Source organism: Pseudogulbenkiania sp. FW507-F1 (assembly GCF_058781125.1).
This window is the reverse complement of record NZ_JBYSWM010000012.1, coordinates 40841-60990: the sequence shown is the minus strand read 5'-3', so window position 1 is coordinate 60990 and position 20150 is coordinate 40841. Positions and strand designations below refer to the sequence as shown.

Genomic DNA, 20150 nt, shown 5'->3' with positions numbered 1-20150 from the left:
CGTATCGGCGTGCTTATTCCGCGCGCATCTGCGGGAACAGGATGACGTCGCGGATCGACGGGGCATCGGTCAGCAGCATCACCAGGCGGTCGATGCCGATGCCGCAGCCGCCGGTCGGCGGCAGGCCGAATTCCAGCGCGCGGATGTAGTCGGCGTCGTAGTGCATGGCCTCGTCGTCGCCGGCATCCTTCTGCTGCACTTGGGCCAGGAAGCGGGCAGCCTGGTCTTCCGGATCATTCAACTCCGAGTAGCCATTGGCAAGCTCGCGGCCGACCACGAACAGCTCGAAGCGCTCGGTGATGCCGGGGTGCTTGTCCGAGCCGCGCGCCAGCGGCGACACTTCCACCGGGTAGTCGACGATGAAGGTCGGATTCCATAGCTGGCTCTCGGCGCATTCTTCGAACAGCGACAGCTGCAGGCCGCCGATGCCGTCGGTTAGTACCGGCTTGCCGCCGAGGCGGGCGATCTCTTCCTTCAGCCAGGCGCGGTCGTGGAGTTGCTCGTCGCTGTAGTGCGGGTTGTACTTCTTGATGGCGCCGACGATGGTCAGGCGTTCGAATTTCGACAGGTCGACCGTCTTGCCCTGGTACTGGATGTGCAGCGTGCCGAGAATGTCCTTCGCTAGCTTCTGGATCACGCCCTCGGTCATTTCCATCATGCGCTGGTAGTCCGAGTAGGCCTCGTAGAACTCCATCATGGTGAACTCGGGGTTGTGACGCGTGCTCATCCCCTCGTTGCGGAAGTTGCGGTTGATTTCGAACACGCGCTCCAGGCCGCCCACTACCAGGCGTTTCAGGTACAGCTCGGGGGCGATGCGTAGGTAGAGCGGCATGTCGAGCGCGTTGTGGTGCGTGACGAACGGCTTGGCCGTAGCACCGCCCGGAATCGGGTGCATCATCGGCGTTTCGACTTCCAGGTAGCCTTCGTCTACCATGTAGGAGCGGATGCCCTGGACGATCTGCGAGCGCTTGGTGAACACGTCACGCGATTGCTCGTTCATGATCAGGTCGAGGTAACGCTGGCGGTATTTCTGTTCTTGGTCGGTGAGACCGTGGAATTTCTCCGGCAGCGGGCGAATGTTTTTCGACAGCAGACGCACTTCACTTGCCTGGACAGTCAGCTCGCCGGTCTTGGTCTTGAACAGCGTGCCGCGGGCCGCCACGATGTCGCCCATGTCCCAGTGCTTGAACTGGTCATGCTGCTCGAGGCCGGTCTTGTCGTTCGATACGAAGATCTGGATGCGGCCGCTGCCGTCCTGCAGCGTGGCGAAGCTGGCCTTGCCCATGACGCGCTTGAGCATCATGCGGCCGACCACCGCCACCTCGATCTGTTCGCCTTCCAGCTGTTCGCGCTCCTTATCGTCGTGCGCATCGTGTAGTTGGCGCGCCATGTGGCTACGGCGGAAGTCGTTGGGGAAGGCGACGCCCTGTTCGCGGATGGCCTTCAGCTTCTGGCGGCGTTCCGCCATGATCTGGTTCTCATCGAGAGCGGGGGCAGTTTGTTCGTGTTCTGACATAGTGACTCCAATGGCAATCTTTTATCTGGGGCGGAGGGTGCGGTTCCGCCCCGTCAGCAAGGCGGGCTTAGACGCCCTGCTTGAGGCTCTCTTCGATGAAGCCGTCGAGGTCGCCGTCCATCACGGACTTGATGTTGCCGACCTCGTAGCTGGTGCGCAGATCCTTGATGCGCGACTGGTCGAAGACGTAGGAGCGGATCTGGTGGCCCCAGCCCACGTCGGTCTTGGTGTCTTCCAGCGCCTGCTTGGCTTCGTTGCGCTTTTTCAGCTCCAGTTCGTAGAGCTTGGCGCGCAGCATCTGCATCGCTTCGTCGCGGTTGCGGTGTTGCGAGCGGTCGTTCTGACACTGCACCACGATGCCGGTCGGGTTGTGCGTGATGCGTACCGCCGAGTCGGTCTTGTTGATGTGCTGGCCGCCGGCGCCGGAGGCGCGGTAGGTGTCCACGCGCAGGTCGGCCGGGTTGATCTCGATCACGAACGAGTCGTCCACTTCCGGGTAGACGAATACCGATGAGAACGAGGTATGGCGGCGGGCGTTGGAGTCGAACGGCGAGACGCGCACCAGGCGATGCACGCCGACTTCGGTGCGCAGCAGGCCGTAGGCGTATTCGCCACTGATCTTCAGCGTGGCGCTGGTGATGCCGGCCACTTCGCCTTCGGATTCTTCCAGGATTTCGACCTTGAAGCCCTTGCGCTCGGCGTAGCGGGTGTACATGCGCAGCAGCATGCCGGCCCAGTCTTGTGCCTCGGTGCCGCCGGCGCCGGCCTGGATGTCCAGGAAGCAGTTGTTCGGGTCCATCGGGTCGTGGAACATGCGGCGGAATTCGAGCTGGGCCAGCTTGGCCTCTGCCTCGGCCAGGTCGTCCTGCACCGCGAGAATGGTGTCGGCGTCGTTTTCTTCGCGCGCCATGTCGAACAGGTCGCGGCTGTCGTTGACTGCGCCGCTGATACTGTCGATGACCAGCACCACGTCTTCCAGTTGCTTGCGTTCGCGGCCCAGGTCCTGGGCGCGCTTGGGGTCGTTCCAGATTTCCGGGTCTTCGGTCAGACGGACGACTTCTTCCAGACGGTCACATTTGCCGTCGTAGTCAAAGATACCCCCGAATGGCGGTGGCACGGCTCGCCAGATCTGCAATCTTGGCGTCGATCTGGTTCAGAACTTCGACTTCGATCATCTCAACAACTCCCAATTCGCTATGCGTAAAAACAGAAAATGCAGGCCCGATCAAAGACAAAAAGCGCACCTCGCGGTGCGCTTTTGCATGAACCGGGCTAATGCTATCAGAGCAGATGGGCAACGCCCGCGCGCTCTTCTTCCAGTTCGGCCAGGGTCAGGTTCATGCGTTCGCGGCTGAACTCGTCGATCTCAAGGCCTTGAACAATCGTGTATTTGCCATTTTCGCACACAACCGGGAAGCCGTACATGACGCCTTCCGGAATGCCGTAGGAGCCGTCGGACGGGATGCCCATAGTCACCCACTTGCCGTTGGTGCCCAGCACCCAGTCATGGATGTGGTCGATGGCGGCGTTGGCAGCCGAGGCGGCCGACGACAGGCCGCGTGCTTCGATGATGGCGGCGCCGCGCTTGCCCACGGTCGGCAGGAACACATCGCGGTTCCAGGCTTCGTCGTTGATCTTGGCCTTGAGCGATTCGCCGTTCACGGTGGCGAAGCGGTAGTCGGCGTACATGGTCGGGGAGTGGTTGCCCCAGACCAGCATGTGCTCGATGTCGGATACGGCGGTACCGGTCTTGGCCGCGAGCTGCGACAGGGCGCGGTTGTGGTCAAGGCGCAACATGGCGGTGAAGTTTTTCGGATCCAGATCCGGAGCGCTGTTCATGGCGATGTAGGCGTTGGTGTTGGCTGGGTTGCCGACGACCAGCACTTTCACGTTGCGGTCGGCGTGGTCGTTCAGCGCCTTGCCCTGAACGGTGAAGATGGCGCCGTTGGCTTCCAGCAGGTCCTTGCGTTCCATGCCTTTGCTGCGCGGACGGGCGCCGACCAGCAGGGCGACCTGAGCATCCTTGAAAGCCACGTTCGGGTCGTCGGTGGCGATCATGCCGGCCAGCAGCGGGAAGGCGCAGTCTTCCAGTTCCATCATCACGCCTTTGACGGCGGTCTGGGCCTGCGGCAGGTCCAGAAGTTGCAGGATGACGGGCTGGTCTTTACCGAGCATTTCACCGCTGGCAATGCGGAACAGCAGGCTATAACCAATCTGGCCGGCTGCACCGGTCACGGCAACGCGTACAGGGGCTTTCATCAGGAGGCACTCCTTTATTCGACGTGAGATGTGAGGGAATGTTGCTGCGCAATAAATGGCTGCGACCAAGAAGTCTACCACGAGGTCCGGCGCTTGTGGCCGTGGATTCCCCATCACTTTTTCTGATATCATCGATAATGACTTATGTCTTATATAAGACTTCTATTTACGCTTGATTTGTTTGGTGATAAAAAGTACACAACATGAATCGCAACCAGCTCCGCCGCCGGCCGTTGTATGAACAAATCAAGTCGCTCCTGCTGCTGCGAATCAATGACGGCGAGTGGCAGGTGGACGAGGCGCTGCCCAGCGAATGGGACTTGGCCGAAGAGCTGTCGGTTAGCCAGGGCACTATCCGTCGGGCCTTGACCGAACTGGTCCAGGATGAAGTTCTGTACCGCCAGCAAGGCAGGGGGACATTCGTCGCTGAGTCCGTCAGCGATTGGGGTGATGCCTTGCTCAGTGCTCCGGGCGCGATGGGGGCGGGCGGTGCCGCTCCGCTGGTCGAGCTGCTGAGTTGCTCCCGTGCCAATGCTTCGGTGGAGATGGCCGAGGCGCTCGGGTTGCGTCGAAGCGAACCGCTATGGCGATTGAGGCAGTTGTGGCGCTATCAGGGGCAGCCGATCGCGCTCGACGATGCCTACCTGTCGTGCGAAAAGTTCGAAGGGCTCGACGCCCGATGGCTGCGGCAGTTCGGTGGCGGGGTGTACGCCACGCTGCAGCGTCGCTACGGGGTCAGGGTGATGGTGAAGTCGGTGCAGTTTCGGGCCGAGCTGCTGCCCCGGGAAGAGGCCTCGCTGCTGGGGCAGGTGACCAGCATCGAAGTGCCTGCCTTGTCGCTGCTGCGACTGTCGGTGTCGATGACCGGAGAGCCGGTCGAATGGCGCCAGCGTTACTGCCTGACGCAACAATTCGCCTATGTCGTCACGCCCTAGATCAACGGCAAAGCAGGGATTTCTTGCGGTGGGCCGCGGATCCCATAATTGGGTAAAAACGACAGGATTTTGTAAAAACCGGCCAAGCCGGTGAGGGTTTTTGATAAAATTCCGGGTTCATGTTGCACCTGCAGCAAGCGAGTCGACGCAGTGGGGTGCAGCGTGAGAGTCGAATCGACGGTCGTGCGCTTTACAAAACAAAATGCGATCGTCACTGGGCGGCTTCAGTCATGAAGCCACGGTATAACCACTTGGTTAAAAAAAGCATCCAAGGAAGCCATATGCAGAAGCAACGACCAAAGCACTTGGATCTGGCCAAGATCAGGCTACCCATCCCGGGTATCGTCTCGATCTTGCACCGGATCAGCGGTGTCGCGCTGTTCTTTTCTCTCCCTCTCTTGATTTACCTCCTCCACGGAACCCTCAGTTCGGCTGAAGCATTCGATGCCTACCGTGCCGTGGTCTCCCACCCCCTGATGAAGCTGGTTCTGATTGGTCTGCTGTGGGCCTTCATGCACCATTTCTGCGCTGGCATTCGCTTCCTGTTCCTGGATGTGCATAAAGGCCTCGAGCTGCAAACCGCTCGTGCTACCGCCAAGTCCGTGATCGTTATCAGTCTTGCCCTGACTGTCATTCTGGGGGTCGTTCTATGGTAAACCGCATCGTCGTCGGCGCTCATTACGGTCTGCGCGACTGGGTTCTGCAGCGCGTCACTGCCGTGATCATGGCGATCTACACCTTCGCGCTGGTGTTGTTCCTGTTGGCCATGCCGTCCAGCTATGAAGGCTGGAAAGCATTCTTCGGCCAGACCTGGGTGCAGGTGCTGACCCAGACCACCCTGCTGGCCGTGTTCATGCACGCCTGGGTTGGTATCCGTGACCTGTGGATGGACTACATCAAGCCGGTTGGCGTGCGTCTGACGCTGCACGTGCTCACGCTGGTATGGCTGGTGTCCTGTGTTATTTACTCGATTAAAGTGGTATGGGGGCTGTAATGGGCGTACCTGTTCGTCGGTTTGATGCTGTCATCGTTGGCGGCGGTGGCGCAGGTCTGCGTGCGGCCCTGCAATTGTCCGAGTCCGGCCTGAAAACGGCTGTGCTGTCCAAAGTATTCCCGACCCGTTCGCACACGGTTGCGGCGCAGGGTGGCATTTCCGCCTCGCTCGGCAACGTGCAGGAAGACCATTGGGAATGGCATATGTACGACACCGTGAAGGGGTCGGACTGGCTGGGTGACCAGGATGCCATCGAATTCATGTGCCGCAAGGCGCCCGAAGCCGTGATCGAGCTCGAGCACTTCGGCATGCCGTTCGACCGTCTGGAAAACGGCAAGATCTACCAGCGCCCGTTTGGCGGCCATACCCAAAACAATGGCCAGACCCCGGTGCAGCGCGCCTGTGCCGCGGCCGACCGTACCGGCCATGCCATGCTGCACACGCTGTATCAGCGTAACGTGCGCGCCAATACCCAGTTCTTCGTCGAATGGATGGCGTTGGACCTGATCCGCGACGCCGACGGCGATGTGGTCGGTGTGACCGCGCTGGAAATGGAAACCGGCGAAGTGTTCATCCTGCACGCCAAGGCGGTGCTGTTCGCCACCGGCGGTGCCGGCCGTATCTACGCCGCGTCGACCAATGCCTTCATCAATACCGGCGACGGCCTGGGTATGTGCGTGCGTGCCGGCATTCCGCTGGAAGACATGGAGTTCTGGCAGTTCCACCCGACTGGTGTGGCCGGCGCCGGTGTCCTGATCACCGAAGGTGTGCGCGGCGAAGGCGGTATCTTGCTGAACGCCAACGGCGAACGCTTCATGGAGCGCTACGCGCCGAACCTGAAAGACCTGGCTCCGCGTGACTTCGTTGCCCGCTCGATGGAGCAGGAAGTGCTGGAAGGCCGTGGCTGCGGTCCGAACAAGGACTACGTGCTGCTCAAGCTGGATCATCTCGGCCCGGACATCATCAAGCAACGTCTGCCGGGTATCCGCGAGATCGCCATCAAGTTCGCCGGCGTCGACCCGATCAAGGAGCCGATCCCGGTCATCCCGACCTGCCACTACATGATGGGCGGTATTCCGACCAACTACCGTGGTGAAGTGGTTATCCCGCAGGGCGACAACCCCGAATCCCGCGTCAACGGTTTCTTCGCTGCCGGCGAATGTGCCTGCGCCTCGGTGCACGGCGCCAACCGCCTCGGCACCAACTCCCTGCTCGATCTGGTGGTATTCGGCAAATCGGCTGGCGACAGCATGGTCGAGTACATCAAGAACGAGATGCCGACCTGGAAGGATCTGCCGGCCGACGCCGCCGATCGCTCGCTGGCGCGTATCGCCCGTCTCGACGGTCAGACCAACGGCGAAGAAGTGGCCGACGTGCGCACCGCGATGCAGCGCACCGTCCAGGCTCGTGCTGCCGTGTTCCGCAACGCGGACAACCTGTCCAAGGGCGTGACGGAAATCCAGCAGGTGGCCGAGCGCGTGAAGCGCACCCAGATCAAGGACAAGTCCAAGGTCTTCAACACCGCCCGCGTCGAAGCACTGGAACTGGAAAACCTGATCGAAGTCGCCGTGGCGACCCTGATTGCCGCCGACGCGCGCAAGGAGTCCCGTGGCGCCCACGCTCACGCCGACTTCCCGAACCGCGACGACGAGGTCTGGATGAAGCATTCCCTGTACTACGGTGACGAACGTCGCCTGAGCTACAAGCCGGTGCACACCAAGCCGTTGTCGGTGGACTACATCCCGCCGAAAGAGCGTACTTTCTAAGCGGCAAACGGAGATTCAACATGAAGAAAATGCGTTTTTCCATTTACCGCTACGATCCGGACAAGGACGCCAAGCCGTACATGCAGGATTACGAGGTCGAAATCGGCCCGAACGACGTGAAACTGCTGGACGTCATCGTGAAGCTGAAGACCATGGACGACACCCTGTCGTTCCGCCGCTCCTGCCGCGAAGGCATTTGCGGTTCCGACGCCATGAACATCAACGGCAAGAACGGCCTGGCCTGCATCACCGATATCGCCGACCTGGCGGAACCGATCACGCTGCGTCCGTTGCCTGGCCTGCCGGTGATCCGCGACCTGATCGTGGACATGACCCAGTTCTTCAAGCAGTACCACTCGATCAAGCCGTACGTGGTCAACGACAGCCCGCGTCCTGAGCGCGAGCGCCTGCAGTCGCCGGAAGACCGCAAGGAGCTGGACGGCCTGTATGAATGTATCCTGTGCGCGTGCTGCTCGACGTCGTGTCCGTCGTTCTGGTGGAACCCGGACAAGTTCGTCGGTCCGGCCGGCCTGCTGGCCGCCTACCGTTTCATTGCGGATACCCGCGACGAAGCGACCAGCGAGCGTCTGGATAACCTGGAAGATCCGTACCGCCTGTTCCGTTGCCACTCCATCATGAACTGTGTCGACGTCTGCCCGAAGGGTCTCAACCCGACCAAGGCGATCGGCAAGATCAAGGATCTGATGGTAAGGCGTGCGGTATGACCGACTTTGATCCGGTCGAACTGAAACGGATCCGTTGGCATTCCCGTCGGGGGCTCTTGGAGCTGGATCTGGTGCTGGAGCGGTTCCTCGCCCAGCGCTTCGATTCGCTCTCCCCGGCGGAGATGTCCGCCTACAAGGCGCTCCTCGAACTGCCTGATAATGATTTTCTGGATGTCGTCAACGGCAAGACGGACCTCGACGACCCCGCCATCATGCAGATCGTGGAGATCCTGAGGGCGATCTGACGGCCGGCCTGCAAGGCGCACCGATTACAACGACCATAAACCAGACTGGGAGAATTGCTGTGGAAAGCAACCGTAAAGTGACGCTCACTTACAACGAAGGAAAAGACGCTCTGGAACTGCCGGTGCTGGAAGGCACGCTGGGTCCGGACGTGGTGGACATCCGTTCTTTTGGCAAGACCGGGATGTTTACCTTTGACCCGGGTTTCCTGGCGACCGCCAGCTGCGAATCCAAGATCACGTTCATTGACGGTGACCTGGGCCAGCTGTACTACCGCGGTTACCCGATCGAGCAACTGGCCGAGAAGAGCGACTACCTGGAAGTCTGCTACCTGCTGCTGAACGGCGAACTGCCGACCGCCGAGCAGAAGGCCGATTTCGACCGCAAGGTGTTGCGTCACAACATGCTGCACGATCAGATCCTGACCGTGTTCAAGGGCTTCCGCCGCGATGCTCACCCGATGGCGGTAATGGTTGGTGTGGTCGGTGCCTTGTCGGCGTTCTACCACGATTCGCTGGACATCAACGACGCGCACCACCGCGAAGTGTCGGCGCATCGCCTGATCGCCAAGATCCCGAACATCGCTGCTCAGGCCTTCCGCTACAACAAGGGTCTGCCGTTCTCCTATCCGAAGAACGGCCTGTCCTACGCCGAGAACTTCCTGCACATGATGTTCTCGACCCCGTGCGAAGAGTACAAGGTGAACCCGATTACCGCCCGCGCGCTGGACCGCATCTTCACCCTGCACGCCGACCACGAGCAGAACGCGTCGACCTCGACCGTGCGTCTGGCCGGTTCGTCTGGTGCCAACCCGTTCGCGTGTATTGCCGCCGGTATCGCCTGCCTGTGGGGTCCGTCCCACGGTGGTGCCAACGAAGCCGTGCTGAAGATGCTGGACGAGATCGGCAGCGTGGACAACGTGGCCGACTTCATGCAGGGCGTGAAGGACAAGCGCTACAAGCTGATGGGCTTCGGCCACCGCGTGTACAAGAACATGGACCCGCGCGCCAAGATCATGAAGCAGACCTGCGACGAAGTGCTGAACGAACTGGGTCTGCACAACGACCCGAAGTTCAAGCTGGCCATGGAGCTGGAGAAGATCGCTCTGTCCGATCCGTACTTCATTGAGCGCAAGCTGTACCCGAACGTGGACTTCTACTCGGGTATCGTGCTGTCGGCCATCGGCATTCCGGTGTCGATGTTCACCCCGATCTTCGCGCTGGCACGTACCGTGGGCTGGATCAGCCACTGGAACGAGATGATCTCCGATCCGCAGCAGAAGATCGGCCGTCCGCGCCAGCTGTACACCGGCGCAGAACGTCGCGATTACATCGCGGTCGAACAGCGCTGAGTCATCGCTAGGTGAGAAGTTGGCCGAAGCTTCCTTCGGCCAACTTTTCTTCCGCGGGGTGAAAATTCCGTAGCAACGTGGCGACACGAGCCTTGCGGCAATGGAGATCGGTGCACCGATGCGCCATTTCCCCAGTGCTTTTGTAACGTCAGCGGCACCGGGCGTTGCAGGTCTAACCGAGCAACACAGCAACACAGACAAAATAAAGGGTCGAACAATGATGCAATCCATGTACAGTCATTCCTACCTGTTCGGTGGGAATGCACCGTTCATCGAGGAGCTGTACGAACAGTACCTCGCGGATCCGAACGGGGTGTCGAGCGAGTGGCGCAGCTACTTCGACAAGCTGGCACAGGCTCCGGGCGCCGCCGAGCGTGATGTGCCGCACCAGCCTATCCAGGAATCCTTCATCCAGCTGGCCAAGAAGCCGGCACTGGGCCAGCGCAGCAGCGCGGCCACGGATTGGGAGTCGATGCAGAAGCAGGTCGCCGTGCTCAAGCTGATCTCGGCCTACCGCGTGCTCGGCTCGCGCCAGGCCAACCTCGATCCGCTCAAGCGCATGGATCAGGCCACCATCCGCGAACTCGATCCGGCCACGCACGGCCTGACCGACGCCGACATGGCGGTGCTGTTCAACGCCGGTTCGCTGGTCGGCCCGAAGAAACTGCCGCTGTCCGAGATCCTGGCCCGTCTGAAGCAGACCTACTGCGGCAACATCGGCCTCGAGTACATGCACATCACCACCTCGACCGAAAAGCACTGGGTGCAGACGCGCTTCGAGGGGGACCTGTCGACGCCGCGTTACGACAGCGACAAGAAAAAGCGCATCTTCAAGCAGATCACGGCTGCCGAGACGCTGGAGCGTTACCTGCACACCCGTTACGTGGGTCAGAAACGCTTCTCGCTGGAAGGCGGCGAATCCACCATCGCCGCGCTGGATCACCTGATCCAGAACGGCACCAGCCAGGGCGTGCAGGAGCTGATCATCGGCATGGCCCACCGTGGTCGTCTGAATGTGCTGGTGAACACGCTGGGCAAGCTGCCGCGCGACCTGTTCGCCGAGTTCGAAGGCAAGGCCATGACGCAACTGGCCTCCGGCGACGTCAAGTACCACATGGGCTTCTCCAGCGATATCCCGACCGCCGACGGTCCGATGCACGTCTCGCTGGCGTTCAACCCGTCGCACCTGGAAATCGTCAACCCGGTGGTGGAAGGTTCGGTTCGTGCCCGTCAGGATCGCCGCAAGGACAGCGCCCGCAAGCAGGTGGTTCCGGTGCTGATCCACGGTGACTCGGCCTTCGCCGGCCTCGGCGTCAACCAGGGGACCTTCAACCTGTCGCAGACGCGCGGCTACGGTACCGGCGGCACCATCCACATCATCATCAACAACCAGGTCGGCTTCACTACCTCCGACACCCGCGACATGCGCTCCACGCTGTACTGTACCGACGTGGCGAAGATGGTCGAAGCACCGATCTTCCACGTCAACGGCGACGACCCGGAAGCCGTGTGCTACGTGATGCAGGCGGCGCTCGACTACCGCATGACCTTCCAGAAGGACGTGGTGATCGATCTGGTGTGCTACCGCAAGCTGGGCCACAACGAGGGGGATGACCCGTTCCTGACCCAGCCGATGATGTACAAAAAGATCGCCAAGCATGCCGGCGTGCGTGCCATGTACGCCGAACGCCTGGTGGCCGAAGGCGTGTTGAGCGCGGAAGAGGCGGACGGTTTCATCCGCGCCTACCGTGACGCGCTGGACAAGGGCGAGCACGTCGAGCAGACCGTGCTGACCAACTATCGCCGCGAACACGCGCTGGACTGGACCCCGTACCTGGGCACCCACTGGGCTCACCCGACCGACACCTCGCTGCCGCTGGCCGATATCCAGCGCCTGACCGAGAAGTTCACCACGGTACCGGAAGGCTTCAAGCCGCATCCGACGGTGCAGAAGGTGCTGAACGCCCGCGTCGCCATGGCCGCTGGCGAGCAGCCGGTCGACTGGGGCATGGCGGAAACGGTGGCGTACGCTTCGCTCGTGACCAACGGCTTCGGCGTGCGCATCTCCGGTGAAGACTCTGGCCGCGGTACCTTCTCGCACCGCCACGCCGTGCTGCATGACCAGAACCGCGAGCGTTGGGACCAGGGCAGCTACGTGCCGCTGCGCAACATGTCCGACAACCAGGGCGAGTTCCTGGTGATCGACTCGATCCTGAACGAAGAAGCGGTAATGGCCTACGAATACGGCTATTCCTGCACCGCTCCGGATCAGCTGGTGATCTGGGAAGCCCAGTTCGGCGACTTCGCCAACGGCGCCCAGGTGGCCATCGACCAGTTCATCACCTCCGGCGAAACCAAGTGGGGCCGTCTGTCTGGCCTGACCACCATCCTGCCGCACGGCTACGACGGTCAGGGCCCGGAGCACTCCTCCGCCCGTCTGGAGCGCTGGCTGCAACTGTGTGCCGAGCACAACATCCAGATCGTGATGCCGTCCGAAGCCGCACAGATGTTCCACGTGCTGCGCCGCCAGGTGCTGCGCCCGTATCGCAAGCCGCTGGTGATCTTCCTGTCCAAGCGCCTGCTGCGCTACAAGGACGCGATGAGCCCGGTCGAGACCCTGACCCAGGGTTCGTTCCGCCCGGTGATCGGCGACGCCGGCATCCAGGATCCGAAGAAGGTGAAGCGCGTGCTGCTGTGCGCCGGCCAGGTGTATTACGACCTGGTCAACGCCCGCAAGGAGCGTGAGCTGGAGCAGGACATCGCCATCGTGCGCATCGAGCAGCTCTATCCGTTCCCGACCGAGCAGGTCGCCGCCGAACTGGCCAAGTTCCCGGCGCTGAAAGAAGTCATGTGGGTGCAGGAAGAGCCGCGCAACCAGGGCGCCTGGTACCAGATCCGCCATCGTCTCGAGGGCCTTCTGGGCGCCAAGCAGACGCTGTCATTCGCCGGCCGCCCGTCGTCCGCCTCGCCCGCCGTTGGCTACATGAGCAAACACGTTGCCCAGCTCAAGGACTTCCTTGACGAAGCAATGACGCTGAACAAATAACACACCCTGACAGTGCACACGGGGGGAGGGCTCCCCCCGTCAACGGAGAAGACAATAATGTTGATCGAAGTGAAAGTTCCTCAGCTGCCGGAATCGGTTTCCGAAGCCACCCTGATGACGTGGCACAAAAAGGTCGGCGAGTTCGTCAACCGTGACGAAAACCTGATCGATCTGGAAACCGACAAGGTCGTGCTGGAACTGCCGGCTCCGCAAGCCGGCGTCATCGTGAAACTGATCGAGCAAGACGGCGCCACGGTGACCTCGGGCCAACTGATTGCCCAGATCGACACCGAAGCCAAGGCGGGTGAGGCTGCTCCGGCTGCCGCTGCTGCGGCCCCTGCGGCTGCAGCTCCGACCGCTGCTGCCGCGGCACCGGGTGGCGCGGCCATGCCGTCCGCCGCCAAGCTGGCCGCCGAAGCCGGCGTGAACCTGGCCGACGTGAGCGGCTCCGGCCGTGACGGTCGTATCCTGAAGGAAGATGTGGCTGCCGCTGCTGCCAAGCCGGCTGCCGCTCCGGCCCAGTCCGGCCCGGTAGTGGCTCCGACCGCTCCGGCTGCCGGTGTCGCTCTGGCCTCCACCCCGGCCGTGAACGTGGCCAGCCTGACCTCCGGTCGTCCGGAACAGCGCGTGCCGATGTCGCGTCTGCGTCAGCGTGTGGCTGAGCGCCTGGTGCTCTCCCAGCAGACCAACGCCATCCTGACCACGTTCAACGAAGTGAACATGAAGCCGGTGATGGACTTGCGCAACAAGTACAAGGACCGCTTCGAGAAGGAACACGGCATCAAGCTGGGCTTCATGGGCTTCTTCGTGAAGGCTGCCGTGGCCGCGTTGAAGAAATACCCGATCGTGAATGCCTCGGTCGACGGCAACGACATCATCTATCACGGTTACTTCGACATCGGTGTGGCCGTGGGCAGCCCGCGCGGCCTGGTGGTGCCGGTGATCCGTAACGCTGACCAACTCTCCCTGGCCGAGATCGAGAAGCAGATCGCCGACTTCGGCAAGCGTGCCCAGGAAGGCAAGCTGACCGTGGAAGAGCTGACCGGCGGTACCTTCACCATCTCCAACGGCGGTACCTTCGGTTCGATGATGTCGACCCCGATCATCAACCCGCCGCAGTCCGCGATCCTCGGCATGCACGCTACCAAGGAGCGTGCTGTGGTCGAGAACGGCCAGGTGGTGGTGCGCCCGATGATGTACCTGGCGCAGTCCTACGACCACCGCATCATCGACGGCCGCGAAGCCGTGCTGAGCCTGGTGGCGATCAAGGACGCGATCGAAGATCCGGCCCGCCTGATCCTCGACCTGTAAGGTCTTGCCTGCCCGGGATCGAGCGTTCCCGGGCATTACGAATGTGCGTCGCCGTTTCTTGCAGAGACGGCGACACGGAGCCGGCCCAGGCAGTCTGCTTGGACCGGCCTCCGCGAAACAGGGGAATTCAATGAGTCAGCAGTTTGACGTCGTCGTCATCGGCGGCGGCCCCGGCGGCTACGTGGCCGCCATTCGCGCAGCGCAGTTGGGCTTCAACACCGCTTGCGTCGACGCCTACAAGAATCCGGAAGGCAAGCCTTCCCTCGGTGGTACCTGCCTGAACGTAGGCTGCATCCCGTCCAAGGCCCTGCTGCAGTCGTCGGAAAACTTCCACGCCGTGCAGCACGACTTTGCCAAGCACGGCATCACGGTGGACGGCGCCAAGATGGACGTCGCCGAGATGCTCAAGCGCAAGGACGGCATCATCACCAAGAACGCCGGCGGTATCGCTTTCCTGTTCAAGAAGAACAAGGTTGCGAACATCCACGGCCTGGCCAGCCTGAAAGGCCGCCAGGGCGAGCGCTGGGTGATCGAGGTCAGCGACAACGGTGCCGTGGTGGATACCCTGGAAGCCACCCACGTCATCATCGCCACCGGTTCCAACCCGCGTCAGCTGCCGGGCCTGCCGGTCGACAACCAGCTGGTGCTGGACAACGCCGGTGCCCTGGCGCTGAGCGCTACCCCTAAGCGCCTGGGTGTGATCGGCGCCGGCGTGATCGGTCTGGAAATGGGCTCGGTATGGAAGCGTCTGGGCGCCGAGGTGACCATCCTCGAAGCGATGCCGACCTTCCTCGCCGCCGCCGACCAGCAGATCGCCAAGGAAGCCTTCAAGACGCTGACCAAGGACACCGGTCTCGACATCAAGCTGGGCGTGAAGATCGGCGAGATCAAGACCGCGGCCGACAGCGTCACCGTCAACTACGAGCTGAACGGTGAAGCCTTCAGCGCCGAATTCGACAAGCTGATCGTGTCGATCGGCCGCGTGCCGAACACCGCCGGTCTGGGCGGCGAGAGCGTCGGCCTGCAGATGGACGAGCGTGGCTTCGTGGTGGTGGATGACCACTGCCATACCAACCTGCCGAACATCTGGGCCATCGGCGACGTGGTGCGCGGCCCGATGCTGGCGCACAAGGCGTCGGAAGAGGGTGTGGCCGTGGCCGAGCGCATCGCCGGCCAGAAGCCGCACGTCGACTTCGGCGTGATTCCGTGGGTGATCTACACCTCGCCGGAAATCGCCTGGGTCGGCAAGACCGAAGAGCAGCTCAAGGCCGAAGGCATCGAGTACAAGAAAGGCACGTCCGGCTTCGCGGCCAACGGCCGCGCGCTCGGCCTCGGCCAGGCGCAAGGTACCGTCAAGATCCTGGCTTGCGCCAAGACCGACCGCATCCTCGGCCTGCACATGATCGGCCCGATGGTGTCCGAGCTGGTCACCGAAGGTGTGGTGTCGATGGAGTTCAAGGCGGCCAGCGAAGACCTGGCACGCATCGTCCACGCCCATCCGTCGCTGTCCGAAGTGGTACATGAGGCGGCGCTGGCGGCAGACAAGCGCGCGCTGCACGGCTAAAACGGCTTTCAGCCGGCGACGGTGTCAAGACGCTGTTGCGCGCACGGCGGGCGGATTTTATATTCGCTCAGCGCTTCGGAACCCTTATGTACTTGATGTACATTCCGGTTGCTGCGCTCCGAGCGCCTCGTCTTGTCTCTGCTCGCCGAGTCTGAACTCTCGTCTTGCGCTGGATTGATTGACCCATCCGCCCGTGATGCGGGCGGTAAATTTGCAGAATCCCAGGCATAGCAAGGTTGGCCGAAAGGCCCGCCGACTATCCACCGAAAGGAAACCATAGATGAACCTGCACGAATACCAAGCGAAAGAGCTGCTGGCCAAGTACGGCCTGCCGGTGCAACAAGGCATTCTGGCTCACACGCCGGAAGAAGCCGCCGCTGCTTACGACAAGCTGGGTGGCAAGTTTGCCGTTGTGAAGGCCCAGGTCCACGCCGGTGGCCGTGGCAAGGCCGGTGGCGTGAAAGTGGTGAAGAGCCGCGAAGAAGCCGCCGAAGTCGCCAAGACCCTGATCGGCACCAATCTGGTGACCTACCAGACCGACGCGGCCGGTCAGCCGGTCAACAGCGTGCTGGTGTGCGAAGACATGTACCCGGTACAGCGCGAACTGTACCTGGGCGCCGTGGTTGACCGCGGTTCCCAGCGCGTGGTGTTCATGGTTTCCACCGAAGGCGGCGTGGAAATCGAGAAGGTCGCCGAAGAAACCCCGGAAAAGATCATCAAGGTCGAAGTGAACCCGCTGGTCGGCATGCAGCCGTTCCAGGCGCGCGATTGCGCGTTTGCCCTGGGCCTCTCCGGCAAGCAGGTTGGCGAATTCACCAAGCTGATGCTGGGCGCCTACGAAGCCTTCGTGGCCAACGATTTCGCGCTGTTCGAAGTGAACCCGCTGGCGCTGCGTGAAAACGGCGAACTGGCTTGCGTCGACGGCAAGATCAACCTCGACTCCAACGCCCTGTACCGTCACCCGGAACTGCTGGCCCAGCGCGACAAGTCGCAGGAAAACGAACGCGAAGTGAAGGCTTCCGAGTTCGACCTGAACTACGTGGCCCTGGAAGGCAACATCGGCTGCATGGTGAACGGTGCAGGTCTGGCGATGGCCACCATGGACATCATCAAGCTGAAGGGCGGCCAGCCGGCCAACTTCCTGGACGTGGGTGGTGGCGCCACCAAGGAGCGCGTGATCGAGGCGTTCAAGCTGATCCTGGCCGATACCTCGGTGAAGGGCGTGCTGATCAACATCTTCGGCGGTATCGTGCGTTGCGACATGATTGCCGAGGCGATCATTGCTGCCGTGAAGGAAGTGAACGTGACCGTGCCGGTTGTTGTGCGCCTGGAAGGCAACAACGCCGAGCTGGGCGCCAAGATCCTGGACGAATCCGGTCTGAAGCTGACCTCCGCCCAGGGCCTGAACGACGCAGCCGAGAAGATCGTTGCTGCCGTCGCCGCCCTCTAATCACCTGCACCGCATAAGGATTTCAAAATGAGCGTATTGGTCAACAAAGATACGAAAGTGCTGGTGCAAGGTTTCACCGGCAAGAACGGGACTTTCCACGCCGAACAAGCGCTGAAGGTCGGCACCAAGGTCGTTGGTGGCGTGACCCCGGGTAAGGGCGGTTCCGAGCACCTGGGCCTGCCGGTGTTCAACACCATGAAGGATGCCGTACGCCAGACCCAGGCTGACGCCTCGGTGATCTACGTACCGGCAGCGTTTGCCAAGGACTCCATCCTGGAAGCCGTGGACGCCGGCGTGAAGCTGATCGTCTGCATCACCGAAGGCGTGCCGACCCTCGACATGCTGTACGTGAAGAAAGCCGTCGACGAAGCTGGCATCCGCCTGATCGGCCCGAACTGCCCCGGCATCATCACCCCGGGCGAGTGCAAGATCGGCATCATGCCGTGGCACATCCACAACCCGGGCCGCATCGGCATCGTGTCCCGTTCCGGCACCCTGACCTACGAAGCCGTGGCGCAGACCACCGCCCTGGGTCTGGGCCAGTCCACGTGTATCGGTATCGGCGGCGACCCGATCCCGGGCACCAGCCACATCGACGCGCTGAAGCTGTTCCAGGACGATCCGGACACCGACGCCATTGTGATGATCGGTGAAATCGGCGGTTCCGCCGAAGAGGAAGCGGCCGAGTTCGCCAAGGCCTACGTGACCAAGCCGGTGGTCGGCTACATCGCCGGCGTTACCGCGCCGAAGGGCAAGCGCATGGGCCACGCCGGTGCGATCATCTCCGGCGGCAAGGGTACCGCCGAAGAGAAGTTCAAGGCTTTTGAGCAAGCTGGCATCGCCTACACCCGCAGCCCGGCCGAAATCGGCAAGACCATGTTCGAACTGCTGAAAAGCAAGGGCATGATCTAAGTCGTCACGACTGCCAGATCCAAGCAAAACGCCACCGGAGACGGTGGCGTTTTTTTATGGAAAAACGAGACCGGCGAGCTGGCCGCCGGCTCTTCTTTTCTAGATGGATTTTCCGGTCCGGCCGTGTCTGCCGCCGCAGGATGTCTACCCGCTTGCCAGGGGGCTGCGTGGCCGGGAGCCGGCGAGGTCATGGCAAGGGCCGGAGGCCGGGGTCAAGCCTTGAGCATGTCGTAGCCGAGCTTGACGATCAGGATGGCTAGCAGGCACAGGAACAGCAGACGGATGAACGCGGTGCCGCGTTTCATGGCGATGCGGGTCCCGACCCAGGCTCCCACCATGTTGCTGAGTGCCATCGGAACGGCGACGCCATACAGCACCTTGCCGGTGGGGACAAAAAAACACAGTGCGGCAATGTTGGTGGCCAGGTTCACCAGTTTGGCCGAGGCGGAAGCCTGCAGGAAGTCGAAGGCAAAGCAGCGGATGAACAGAAAGATCAGGAAGCTGCCGGTGCCAGGGCCGAATAGCCCGTCATAAAAGCCGATCGCCCCGCCGACCAGCAGTGACAGCAGACGCTCGCGCCAGCCTACCGAGAGCGGGCGCCGCACCGCGCCGAAGTCCTTCTTGAAAAAGGTATAGAGCGCCATGGCGACGATGAGCACCAGTACCAGCGGGCGCAGCACCGCCGTCGGTACCGCCGATACGGCGGCGGCGCCCAGGAACGCCATGGCAAAGGCGCTGAAGGCGGCTGGCAGCACCAGGCTCCAGGGAATCGCTACTCTGCCGATGAAGGAGCGGGCCGCGAGCGAGGTGCCGCAGGCCGACGCCAGCTTGTTGGTACCGAGCAGTGTGGCGGACGGCACGGCAGGCAGGATGTTGAACAACGCCGGAATCTGGATCAGGCCGCCACCACCGACGGCGGCATCGATCAGTCCGGCACAGAAGGCAAAACCGCATAGCAAGGTCAAGGTCAAGGTCAGCATGGTATCGCTCTGAACGAGGTGATGGCATGGCCCTGGCGGCAAGATGCCAGCAACCGATTGGCGGCGAGTATAGAAGAGCAGCCCGGATTGTGTTGCAATATCGTGTTGCGTTAATTGCAAAGAGAGAGGGCCGATGCAGCTACCCTTGCTGTGGGAAATCAGTGTGTTCTGTACCGTGGCTGAAAAGCGCAGCTTTGTCGCCGCCGCCCGGCTGCTGGGGCGCTCTCCCAGCGCCGTGACGCGGGCGATTCAGGCCTTGGAATACGAGGTCGGCAGTACTCTGCTGCAGCGCTCGCAGAAATTGGTGAGCCTGACCGCGGCGGGGGAGAGTTATTACACCTACGCCAGGCAGATGCTGGATTTGCAGGTGGAGGCTCAGGAGGAACTGGCCGGCCTCGGCGCGGCGGCGCAGGGCTGGATACGGTGTGCCGCACCGGAAAACCTCGCCATCGGCGTGTTGCCGGGGGTGATCGCCGAGTTCGCCACCCAGCACCCCGATGTGCGCATCGATGTGCGTTTCAGTGACGAACTGCTGGACCCGATCCGGGAAAAGCTGGATTTTGCGATACGCGGGGCATTTCCCCAAGACAGCGAACTGATCGGTTTCCCCTTGTGGGATTACCGCCGTCATCTGTTCGCCAGCCCGGACTACATTCGCCGGCGTGGGCTACCGGTATTGCCCGACGAACTGGTGGAGCATGAGCTTATCGTGCACACGGCGCCTCGCATCCTGAAGGACTGGTATTTCGTCTCGGAGGGGAGGCAGTTTCGCAGCAAGGTAGAGCCCCGCTACCGTTTCAATTCGGGCGTCGCGGTGTATCAGGCGGCGCGGCATGGAGTGGGGATTGCCCGATTGGCCAGCTGGCTGGCGGCGCCGGCGGCCAAGGAGGGGACCCTCGTCAAAGTCTGCCCGGATTATCGGGTGACCTCTTCCCGTGGCCAGGATCCGCAAATGCATGCTGTCTATGCGACCAGCGGGCAGCCCAGGCGGGTTCGGCTGTTTCTGGAGTCGCTGCGCGCCTGGGCGAGCAAGGCGGACTCTCTCTTGTAGGGCCTGGCTCGCCCGTCTTTCACGGGAAGGCGCCGCGCTGGAGGGCG

The 20150-nt window shown here is 62.1% G+C and carries 18 protein-coding genes; 13 read left to right on the top strand and 5 right to left on the bottom strand.

Going from position 1 to position 20150, the window contains the following annotated elements:
- Positions 1-13 precede the first annotated feature (13 nt).
- The 3 genes from lysS to AC3WG5_RS09850 all read right to left on the bottom strand — a co-directional run bounded on the left by lysS (position 14) and on the right by AC3WG5_RS09850 (position 3775).
- Complete coding sequence (gene lysS, locus AC3WG5_RS09860; protein WP_482583058.1) at positions 14-1516, bottom strand: lysine--tRNA ligase; 1503 nt, start codon at positions 1514-1516, stop codon at positions 14-16.
- 67 nt (positions 1517-1583) lie between these two features.
- Positions 1584-2688 (bottom strand): peptide chain release factor 2 gene (gene prfB, locus AC3WG5_RS09855; protein WP_148283018.1). Its coding sequence is split into 2 segments (ribosomal slippage): positions 1584-2606 and positions 2608-2688, totalling 1104 coding nucleotides; the frame shifts between segments, so codons are not numbered across the junction.
- 109 nt (positions 2689-2797) lie between these two features.
- The gene (locus AC3WG5_RS09850; RefSeq protein WP_014086283.1) at positions 2798-3775 is read right to left on the bottom strand and encodes a malate dehydrogenase; all 978 of its coding nucleotides are present in this window, start codon (positions 3773-3775) and stop codon (positions 2798-2800) included.
- 203 nt (positions 3776-3978) lie between these two features.
- Between AC3WG5_RS09850 and AC3WG5_RS09845 the strand changes: the two genes are divergently transcribed.
- Positions 3979-4710 (top strand): GntR family transcriptional regulator, encoded by a 732-nt coding sequence (locus tag AC3WG5_RS09845; RefSeq protein ID WP_014086284.1) that lies wholly within the window; start codon positions 3979-3981, stop codon positions 4708-4710.
- Here the strand turns inward: AC3WG5_RS09845 and AC3WG5_RS09840 are convergent.
- Positions 4707-4925 carry a hypothetical protein gene (locus tag AC3WG5_RS09840; RefSeq protein WP_482583057.1) on the bottom strand — a complete coding sequence of 73 codons (219 nt, stop codon included), beginning with the start codon at positions 4923-4925 and terminating at the stop codon, positions 4707-4709. The genes AC3WG5_RS09845 and AC3WG5_RS09840 overlap by 4 nt on opposite strands.
- A gap of 66 nt (positions 4926-4991) precedes the next feature.
- Here AC3WG5_RS09840 and sdhC point away from each other — a divergent pair, with 66 nt between their 5' ends.
- From sdhC to sucD, 11 genes are all read left to right on the top strand, one after another.
- Positions 4992-5366 (top strand): succinate dehydrogenase, cytochrome b556 subunit, encoded by a 375-nt coding sequence (sdhC, locus tag AC3WG5_RS09835; protein ID WP_008953142.1) that lies wholly within the window; start codon positions 4992-4994, stop codon positions 5364-5366.
- Positions 5360-5704 (top strand): succinate dehydrogenase, hydrophobic membrane anchor protein, encoded by a 345-nt coding sequence (gene sdhD / locus AC3WG5_RS09830; RefSeq protein WP_008953141.1) that lies wholly within the window; start codon positions 5360-5362, stop codon positions 5702-5704. Before sdhC ends, sdhD begins: the two co-directional genes overlap by 7 nt.
- A complete protein-coding gene (gene sdhA / locus AC3WG5_RS09825) occupies positions 5704-7470 on the top strand; it encodes a succinate dehydrogenase flavoprotein subunit (RefSeq protein WP_492568545.1) in 1767 nt (588 codons plus the stop codon). Before sdhD ends, sdhA begins: the two co-directional genes overlap by 1 nt.
- A gap of 20 nt (positions 7471-7490) precedes the next feature.
- Positions 7491-8195: a succinate dehydrogenase iron-sulfur subunit gene (locus AC3WG5_RS09820; RefSeq protein ID WP_008953139.1), complete on the top strand. Its 705-nt coding sequence runs from the start codon at positions 7491-7493 to the stop codon at positions 8193-8195.
- Complete coding sequence (locus AC3WG5_RS09815) at positions 8192-8440, top strand: FAD assembly factor SdhE (protein ID WP_014086287.1); 249 nt, start codon at positions 8192-8194, stop codon at positions 8438-8440. Before AC3WG5_RS09820 ends, AC3WG5_RS09815 begins: the two co-directional genes overlap by 4 nt.
- Positions 8441-8499: 59 nt before the next feature.
- Positions 8500-9789: a citrate synthase gene (gene gltA / locus AC3WG5_RS09810; RefSeq protein WP_008953137.1), complete on the top strand. Its 1290-nt coding sequence runs from the start codon at positions 8500-8502 to the stop codon at positions 9787-9789.
- Positions 9790-10006: 217 nt separating this feature from the next.
- Entirely contained in the window at positions 10007-12835 is a 2829-nt protein-coding gene (locus tag AC3WG5_RS09805) for a 2-oxoglutarate dehydrogenase E1 component (protein ID WP_492568544.1), read from the top strand.
- Between the two features lie 57 nt (positions 12836-12892).
- A complete protein-coding gene (odhB, locus tag AC3WG5_RS09800; protein ID WP_008953135.1) occupies positions 12893-14146 on the top strand; it encodes a 2-oxoglutarate dehydrogenase complex dihydrolipoyllysine-residue succinyltransferase in 1254 nt (417 codons plus the stop codon).
- Between the two features lie 130 nt (positions 14147-14276).
- Complete coding sequence (gene lpdA, locus AC3WG5_RS09795) at positions 14277-15710, top strand: dihydrolipoyl dehydrogenase (protein ID WP_008953134.1); 1434 nt, start codon at positions 14277-14279, stop codon at positions 15708-15710.
- A 280-nt stretch (positions 15711-15990) separates the two neighbouring features.
- Positions 15991-17160 (top strand): ADP-forming succinate--CoA ligase subunit beta, encoded by a 1170-nt coding sequence (gene sucC / locus AC3WG5_RS09790; RefSeq protein WP_482583052.1) that lies wholly within the window; start codon positions 15991-15993, stop codon positions 17158-17160.
- A gap of 27 nt (positions 17161-17187) precedes the next feature.
- A complete protein-coding gene (gene sucD / locus AC3WG5_RS09785) occupies positions 17188-18072 on the top strand; it encodes a succinate--CoA ligase subunit alpha (RefSeq protein ID WP_008953132.1) in 885 nt (294 codons plus the stop codon).
- A 212-nt stretch (positions 18073-18284) separates the two neighbouring features.
- Here the strand turns inward: sucD and AC3WG5_RS09780 are convergent, their stop codons facing one another.
- Complete coding sequence (locus AC3WG5_RS09780) at positions 18285-19052, bottom strand: sulfite exporter TauE/SafE family protein (RefSeq protein ID WP_492568543.1); 768 nt, start codon at positions 19050-19052, stop codon at positions 18285-18287.
- A 133-nt stretch (positions 19053-19185) separates the two neighbouring features.
- Here AC3WG5_RS09780 and AC3WG5_RS09775 point away from each other — a divergent pair, with 133 nt between their 5' ends.
- Entirely contained in the window at positions 19186-20103 is a 918-nt protein-coding gene (locus tag AC3WG5_RS09775; protein ID WP_492568542.1) for a LysR family transcriptional regulator, read from the top strand.
- Positions 20104-20150 lie beyond the last annotated feature (47 nt).

Coding starts and splice junctions, on each gene's coding strand:
- lysS (WP_482583058.1), bottom strand. CDS start 1,516: ATGTCAGAACACGAACAAACTGCCCCCGCTCTCGATGAGAACCAGATC.
- AC3WG5_RS09845 (WP_014086284.1), top strand. CDS start 3,979: ATGAATCGCAACCAGCTCCGCCGCCGGCCGTTGTATGAACAAATCAAG.
- AC3WG5_RS09780 (WP_492568543.1), bottom strand. CDS start 19,052: ATGCTGACCTTGACCTTGACCTTGCTATGCGGTTTTGCCTTCTGTGCC.
- sdhA (WP_492568545.1), top strand. CDS start 5,704: ATGGGCGTACCTGTTCGTCGGTTTGATGCTGTCATCGTTGGCGGCGGT.
- lpdA (WP_008953134.1), top strand. CDS start 14,277: ATGAGTCAGCAGTTTGACGTCGTCGTCATCGGCGGCGGCCCCGGCGGC.
- sdhD (WP_008953141.1), top strand. CDS start 5,360: ATGGTAAACCGCATCGTCGTCGGCGCTCATTACGGTCTGCGCGACTGG.
- AC3WG5_RS09815 (WP_014086287.1), top strand. CDS start 8,192: ATGACCGACTTTGATCCGGTCGAACTGAAACGGATCCGTTGGCATTCC.
- AC3WG5_RS09820 (WP_008953139.1), top strand. CDS start 7,491: ATGAAGAAAATGCGTTTTTCCATTTACCGCTACGATCCGGACAAGGAC.
- sucC (WP_482583052.1), top strand. CDS start 15,991: ATGAACCTGCACGAATACCAAGCGAAAGAGCTGCTGGCCAAGTACGGC.
- odhB (WP_008953135.1), top strand. CDS start 12,893: ATGTTGATCGAAGTGAAAGTTCCTCAGCTGCCGGAATCGGTTTCCGAA.
- AC3WG5_RS09775 (WP_492568542.1), top strand. CDS start 19,186: ATGCAGCTACCCTTGCTGTGGGAAATCAGTGTGTTCTGTACCGTGGCT.
- sdhC (WP_008953142.1), top strand. CDS start 4,992: ATGCAGAAGCAACGACCAAAGCACTTGGATCTGGCCAAGATCAGGCTA.
- sucD (WP_008953132.1), top strand. CDS start 17,188: ATGAGCGTATTGGTCAACAAAGATACGAAAGTGCTGGTGCAAGGTTTC.
- AC3WG5_RS09850 (WP_014086283.1), bottom strand. CDS start 3,775: ATGAAAGCCCCTGTACGCGTTGCCGTGACCGGTGCAGCCGGCCAGATT.
- AC3WG5_RS09805 (WP_492568544.1), top strand. CDS start 10,007: ATGATGCAATCCATGTACAGTCATTCCTACCTGTTCGGTGGGAATGCA.